Here is a 6,784-nt window from a genome sequence, read left to right as displayed (position 1 = left end):
CATTTCGGTTCAGCTTTAACTGTGTTTGGGTCAATTAATACTGTTTTTTTTGTACTACAACTTAATGCCTAGCAAGGCATTTAAACCGTTTTTCATGTTCCGCTTCGCTCCACATTATAACCAACAATTTTAATCCGCTTAATGCGGCGTTAGGTATTCTCATAATGTCCAAGATTCCAAGTAAACTTTGACACGTGTCGGGATCGTACCTGGCATTGACTCGGTAACTAGGTATTGTTTACGTTTATCTAGCCTAATTGAAGACCTTGATACTCCTTGCGACATTGGAATATTCCAATGATCTTTGGAATTTTGCATACATGTAAAGCCAGCCTTAACCCTCTCGTGTGCACCTGAAATTGTTGTATGAGTAGAAATAAACATATCTTTACACTCTGCGGGAAAGGATATTTCAAACAACTTTTGCCCGCTCGGGTGAATCACTCCTGTATATACTCGTATTTCTTTGTGGTAGTGAAAAGTTTTACCGTCCCAAAATCCAAGTTGACGGTATTGTTTGTAAGCCATTAAGGGGGATAGTAAAAAGAAGTGCATGACTAAATACGACAAAGTAACAACAGTTAGACTCGTCATATCTATCAAACTACTTTGGGACTTATCTAAGGCAGGGTTAATTCCGAGAACAAGGAATGTAAGCCAAGTTGAAATAGCCAGTAGCAAAATACTTTTTAGTAACTCAGACAAAGTTTTTGGCAGTACAGACGCGCAGCTGAGTAGCCAGTTATTGAAAAGCATCAATGCTTTACGGTTTGCTAATGGAGACAACCTGATTTCCTCTGTCAGTTATGCTTTTGTATTGTGGCATAAAATACCTAATATAGCATTTACGAGAGATTCTCAACTCTTGGCATTTCTAGTTTGAATAAGTCCTTATGTTTACGGCACAATGTTTAAGGTTGGCTAGTTGCGTTACCGCATATCTGTTTGCCATATTTTCCCTAATGAAATTCATCACTCCAAGAGCTTTAGCTCTAACACATTAATGTCCAAAAATGAGTTAGCAAAGCTCTGCATCACACTCGTCATTAAAGTAGACTTCAGCATTTCCGCCTACTTGAGGCTATTCCTCTTTTGCCAGAGTATGGCGGTATCTTTTTGCTAAGTCATTGAAAGCAGGGTGTATCAGGCTTTGCGGCTCTGCGACAGACACATCGCTAATGAGGCCCCGTATGTACAAAAACGGCATTGGCTGGCTGCTTACAGTAACGGTTGATTGACTATTGATTAACGAATAGTCAGATTCGGTTGCTACGATCTGTTAGAATACCGCGCATAATAATAAGAACTTATGGGATTTATGAAAGAATTTATCATCATTGGCGCTGGTCAGTCTGGGCTGGCAATGGCTTATAACTTATCCCAAACGAATAAAGATTACCTGATTTTAGACGCCAATGAGCACATTGGTGCGCCTTGGTTGAAGCGTTGGGATTCGTTAAAGTTGTTCACTCCTACCGAATATAACCATCTCCCGGGCATGTTATTTCCATTTCCTAAAGGCTACTACCCCAATAAATATGAAGTGGCAGATTATCTAAAAAGTTATGTTGAAAAATTCTCGATCCCGATTGAATTTAATCAAAGAATAACTTCAGTAAAAAAAGTGAATGGTATTTTTGAAATAACCAGTGCCACGGGTAGCTACAAGGCTAAACAGGTTGTTATAGCCACTGGTCCCTTCCATACGCCTTTTACGCCCCCTTGCCACGCTGATATCGCTGAGAATGTGGTTCAATTACACAGTGAACACTATAAAAGTCCTGAACAGCTACAAGATGGTGATTGTTTAGTGGTTGGTGCTGGTGACTCTGGGGTGCAAATTTTATCAGAAATTGCCGAGACGGGACGCACAGTGCATTTCTCTGGAACGGATAAAATCACTGCGATCCCACAATCATTTTTAGGTAAAACCTTATGGTGGTGGTTCACTAAAATCGGCTTTTTATCGGTGACACGCTTTAGCAAGATGGGTAAATGGTTGAGCAAAGGTGTGCAGCCAGTGATTGGTACTGACGTGAAGTCACTGCTGGCAAAAGATAATGTTATCCATATGGGCAGAACATTGTCAGCAGACAAAAACAGTATTAAGTTTCAAAAAGGTAGCATCAGTAGTATCAAAAATATTGTCTGGGCGACAGGATTCAAACCTAACTTTTTTTGGATTGAAGATATCACTTTTGATGAGACGAACTACCCGAGTAATTATCGAGGAGTGAGCAATGATGTTGAAGGATTATATTTTATTGGGCTTCCTTGGCTGTATACCCGAGGTTCGGCAACATTGGGTGGTGTATGGAAAGATGCACAATACTTGATGACCCATATCCAGAAAAACCAAACTAGCGGTATAGCTGACCCAAGTGCTGAGCTGGTTGAGGTGGGTTAAGAAAAGTGGATGACTGCGACACTGTTATCATCATTTAACTTACACCTAAGCGACCCAATAACTTCCAGCCTTACTTCACGCGCCTTACATCAGGCGCGTTTGATTATTCCTTACCTGCTTATTTCCTTTCAAACGATTCTGATCGTTGGCCTTTGAGCAAGTCTGCTATTAAGTTAAGCATTGCACTCCAAAATTGATAAAGCCTAATGTTGTTGCCTTAACGAACGGATCCCCAGTTACGGTAAGACATTTTTCTATTTAGATGATAAACGTCATGGTGAGGACGATCTGCAAGATGTGGTGTACAACAAAAGTCCCTACAGACTCAGATTGGGTGGATGCGGATAAGATTGGCGTTATGGCAGACTATTATGGTGGTTACCTAACGATGGCCGCTATGGCGTTACAGATGAGTTTAAAGTGGGGATCAATATTTTTGGTGAGCAGGTTAAAAGTCCGGTACTACTGCTAGTTGTAGTGCTGAGTATAAGTGATGCTCGATAAACATTAAGAAGGCGGGTCAGTTATACAAAAAGGCCATTTGATTACTCAAATGGCCTTTCTTTAAGCTTTTATCAACACTGATGAGTGCTGATGTTTAGGCTATTTATTTACTAATGCTTCGGCTTGGCTCGACATGTATTCGTCGAAAGTACCGTGGAAGTTGACCAAGTGTTTGTCTTTCACATCGATGATACGAGTTGCAAGTGATGACACAAACTCTCTATCGTGGCTGACGAAAATCAAGGTGCCTTCGAAATCTTTAAGCGCGTTGTTTAGCGCCTCAATGGCTTCCATGTCCATGTGGTTAGTCGGTTCGTCCATGACGAGCACATTGACATCCATCATCATTAACTTACCAAACAACAGACGGTTCTTCTCACCACCTGAGCAGTTACGGGCTTTTTTGTTGGCATCGTCTTCAGTAAAGAGTAGACGACCTAACATGCCACGAACCGAAAGGTCGTTATGCTTTGGTGTACGCCACTGCGACATCCAATCAAATAGAGTGAAGTCGTTATCAAAATCAGCGCTGCTGTCTTGTGGGCAGTAACCGATAGCAGCATTTTCAGACCACTTAATGACACCAGAATTGTGTGTTAGTTGATTAACTAAACAACGAAGTAGGGTTGTTTTACCCACGCCGTTCTCACCAATAACCGCTAACTTAGCGCCAGCTTCAAGAATGAGCTCGCCGCCTTGGAATAGTGTGTTGCCGTCAAAACCGTGGCTTAGTTCTTCAATCACTAGCGCTTGGCGATGCATTTTCTTACTTTCTTCGAAGCGTAATGACGGTGTCATACGACTCGATGATTTAACGTCATCCAGAGAAATCTTATCTAATTTCTTAGCACGAGAGCTGGCTTGCTTTGCTTTAGATGCGTTAGCACCAAAGCGGTTAACGAAGTCTTGCAGCTCTGCCATTTCTGCACTCTTCTTCGCGTTACCCGCGAGCAGTTGCTCTTGGATAAGGCCTGCAGCGTCGAGGAAGTACTCATAGTTACCTGGGTAAACGCGAAGTTCACCGTAATCGATATCAGCCATGTGAGTACAGACAGTGTTTAAGAAATGTCTGTCATGAGAGATGATGATCATGGTGCACTTACGTTTGTTCAGCTCATCGGCTAACCAACTAATGGTATGAATATCCAAGTTGTTGGTAGGCTCATCGAGCAACAAAATATCAGGATTTGAAAACAATGCTTGTGCAAGTAACACACGCAGTTTTTTACCCGGTGCAACTTGGCTCATTAAGCCAAAGTGATACTCTTCTTCAATACCTGCTTCAAGTAAGATTTCGCCAGCGCGACTTTCTGCACTGTAACCGTCCATTTCAGCAAACTCGCTTTCAAGCTCGCCGACTTTCATGCCATCAGCTTCGGTCATGTCAGGCAAAGAGTAGATACGTTCACGCTCTTGCTTTACTTCCCACAGTTTTGGATCGCCTTGAATTACAGCATCGATAACGCTGTATTGCTCAAAAGCGAACTGATCTTGGCTTAGGGTACCGACTTTTTGGCCTGGTGTGATTGACACGTTGCCAGATGTCGGTGCAAGTTCCCCACTGAGGATCTTCATAAAGGTTGACTTACCACAGCCGTTTGCACCGATTAAACCGTAACGGTTGCCGTTGCCAAATTTTGCGGAAATGTTTTCAAACAATGGCTCTGGGCCGAACTGCATGGTGATGTTTGCGGTAGAGATCAATGGAATATCCTGAAAGGTTAAGTATTCAAAGCTAAGCAGATAACCGCCACCCTAAAATTAAGGCGAGCGTTTGCATAGGTAAAACAGGCGCGGATTATACAGAAATAGGTGCTCATATGTCGAGCAAGCAATTAATTAAAACGGTTTATTTGTCCTGTTTTGCGTGCTTTTATCAAAAAATGGATGGCTTAGCGGATTTGAACGGGTGATATCGGTATTTTCTTGTTATTATTAACGGAATATTTTGGCCATTACAAAAATGGCCTCGTTAGTTATCTAACGATTTTGTACATTATCAGCGATTTTTTGGACACCCCATGATTGAACATCAACAGAACAACCCATTGCACGGCCTAAAACTTGAAACTATGGTGACAGAGCTTGTCGAATTTTACGATTGGAAAATCCTCTATGCGGCCATTCGCTTAGAGTGTTTTAACTCTAATCCTAGTATGCCAGCTTGTAATAAGTTCCTTAAGAAGACTGAATGGGCGAGGGAGCGTGTTGAGGCCTTTTATCTTTATCGCTTCAAACGTATGCCTAAAGGCAGCGAATCGCAATTTGATCTTAAGCCGCGTGAGCGTGGGTTTGCAGATGGTATTGTGCCACGTAAGCCGCAAGAGTTAACCATTGAGTTGATTGAAGAGATGCGCGTTAAAGCTACGGCTGATTACGAAGCGATGAAACAGAACAAGGGCAGTCGCCCAAGTTACGGTAAAGATAAACCTAAAGCGCAAGATTCTTACGCGCAGAACAGCCGTAAAGACAGTAATCGACCTGCACCGTCACAAGATCCGACTAACCCTTGGGGTAAGTAATCTTTTAGGTCTGTTATTTTAGGACAGGTTCGTACAGAACACGTGCTTGAACTGAACAACATCTAGTTTATCGTCTCAATGGTAAACTAGGTGTTGGCTTTAGGCTAAACGCTTATAATATTCATACTTTTCAAACCGAGTATCCTTAAACGGGTATTGCGGCGCCGACAATGTCGTATATTTTCCTTCACTCTTCATACCCCAGTTTAATCGCAGTATCTCCCTAATGTAATATATCCAGTATTAACTTTAGTCACTCTTCTCGTTATCCAACCTGAGCAAGTTAGCTACTTTTGTCTTTTATGGATTCAATCTATTGCGCTGCTTTATATCTTGCTAAGTCAGTATCGGTACTTTCTGCGTGAATTTGAATTTGAATTTAAAGTTAAAAGTCATATAGGCTGGACTGGGTTTTCGCCTGTAATATCGACCCGTTACAGATAAATGGTAGGTACTTTCGAATCCATTAACTCATGCAACACAGAGATGCACCATTTCCATGTGGCCGTATATGTTTTAAGCCAATCATTATTAATGCGTTGATCTCGATAGAGGATATTGAGTCCTATCTTGTATGTAACAGCAGCGTTTAACCCTCTATTTGATATCAGCCACACCGGCGTGTGGTTCTAAGACATTTTTATCTGTGGGTTGCATTGACTCAAAAATGGATCTGGATTTTACATCAAGGCAGCTTGGATCAAAAAATGAGACGCGCTGAACTGGCACTTCTATAGACTGGCTTTATAGCTGTGTTGATCATTATGGCGCTGAAAAAAGGGCTTTGTTTAAGTGTTATTGATTAAGACATCAAACAGAGTAGGTGAGCCGTTACTGGATTTTGGATATTAACACCGTTGTCCGCGGGCCAATGTATTGATGTGTTTTGGCTTTGAGAGCGGAATGAATCTATTTAGAGCTGAGTACTATCTTTAGAAACACCGGGCTTCTATGGCCTTCTTCTATTTTTGTGAATCTCTGTGGGTAGATCTGTGAATGGTATTGTAAATAATTAGGAATCGTTGAGTCTGATTCTTATCTACTAGGCGATTTTAGGCGCTTATCATAGCAACATTTAGCACGGTGTTATTGCTGCCATCAAATTATTGTTTATAGAGCTAAAATTTAGACACAAAAAAACCAGCTTCCGCTGGCCTACTAGTCGATATAAAATTGGTTGCGGGAGCTGGATTACTTTTCATAAAAGAGCAGGGCAATAACCTTCGCCAGTCTTTTAATAAAGCGTTGAGTTAGAGTAGCTTTTATACTGCTCCATCCAGTGTCCGTGTTATATATCTACGCTAATAATTATTTTAATTCTACTATCAAAGAATTGGTTGCGGGAGCTGGA

4 protein-coding genes and 1 pseudogene are annotated in these 6,784 nt (G+C 41.5%); 3 read left to right on the top strand and 2 right to left on the bottom strand.

The window, feature by feature from the left end; translation table 11 throughout:
- Positions 1 to 159: 159 nt before the first annotated feature.
- On the bottom strand, positions 160 to 786 hold the full coding sequence (locus CXF86_RS22610; RefSeq protein WP_145992399.1) for a hypothetical protein: 627 nt from the start codon (positions 784 to 786) through the stop codon (positions 160 to 162).
- A gap of 532 nt (positions 787 to 1,318) precedes the next feature.
- On the opposite strand from CXF86_RS22610, the gene CXF86_RS19775 reads away from it, so the two are divergent.
- Both CXF86_RS19775 and CXF86_RS19770 read left to right on the top strand, forming a co-directional pair.
- The gene (locus CXF86_RS19775; RefSeq protein ID WP_101090258.1) at positions 1,319 to 2,407 is read left to right on the top strand and encodes a flavin-containing monooxygenase; all 1,089 of its coding nucleotides are present in this window, start codon (positions 1,319 to 1,321) and stop codon (positions 2,405 to 2,407) included.
- A gap of 219 nt (positions 2,408 to 2,626) precedes the next feature.
- Positions 2,627 to 2,848, top strand: a pseudogene (locus CXF86_RS19770) (prolyl oligopeptidase family serine peptidase); the annotation flags it as partial.
- Positions 2,849 to 3,010: 162 nt separating this feature from the next.
- Here the strand turns inward: CXF86_RS19770 and CXF86_RS19765 are convergent.
- Positions 3,011 to 4,615: an ABC-F family ATPase gene (locus CXF86_RS19765; RefSeq protein WP_102039862.1), complete on the bottom strand. Its 1,605-nt coding sequence runs from the start codon at positions 4,613 to 4,615 to the stop codon at positions 3,011 to 3,013.
- Between the two features lie 317 nt (positions 4,616 to 4,932).
- On the opposite strand from CXF86_RS19765, the gene CXF86_RS19760 reads away from it, so the two are divergent.
- The gene (locus CXF86_RS19760; protein ID WP_101090256.1) at positions 4,933 to 5,433 is read left to right on the top strand and encodes a VF530 family protein; all 501 of its coding nucleotides are present in this window, start codon (positions 4,933 to 4,935) and stop codon (positions 5,431 to 5,433) included.
- Positions 5,434 to 6,784: the final 1,351 nt, after the last annotated feature.

This window comes from Shewanella sp. GutCb (assembly GCF_002836135.1).
Taxonomy (GTDB): domain Bacteria; phylum Pseudomonadota; class Gammaproteobacteria; order Enterobacterales; family Shewanellaceae; genus Shewanella.
The sequence above is the reverse complement of the archived record's forward strand: the minus strand, read 5'-3'. Positions and strand labels throughout refer to the sequence as shown.